This window comes from Pseudomonas sp. HY7a-MNA-CIBAN-0227 (assembly GCF_040310325.1).
Classification (GTDB): domain Bacteria; phylum Pseudomonadota; class Gammaproteobacteria; order Pseudomonadales; family Pseudomonadaceae; genus Aquipseudomonas.
Genome location: NZ_JBEOPT010000238.1, coordinates 1 through 256 on the forward strand (window position 1 = coordinate 1; position 256 = coordinate 256).

Sequence of the window (256 nt, forward strand, 5' to 3'; positions counted from 1 at the left end):
GTGTGCAACAAGCCGCGCAAGCCGTTCGCTCAGGCGCGGTGATTGCCTATCCAACCGAAGCGGTCTGGGGTCTGGGTTGCGACCCCTGGGATCAGAGCGCAGTGGAACGTTTGCTGATGATCAAGGGACGGTCCATGGAGAAGGGCCTGATTCTGGTCGCCGACAATATTCACCAGTTCGACTTCCTGTTCGAGGATTTTCCCGAGTTGTGGATGGACCGCATGGCCAGCACCTGGCCGGGACCCAACACCTGGCT

At 59.8% G+C, this 256-nt stretch carries 1 protein-coding gene; it reads left to right on the top strand.

Going from position 1 to position 256, the window contains the following annotated elements; all coding sequences use genetic code 11:
• Positions 1-2: 2 nt before the first annotated feature.
• Positions 3-256, top strand: a 254-nt coding sequence (locus AAEZ06_RS27740) for an L-threonylcarbamoyladenylate synthase (protein ID WP_350617361.1), incomplete at its 3' end; no start/stop codon positions are given.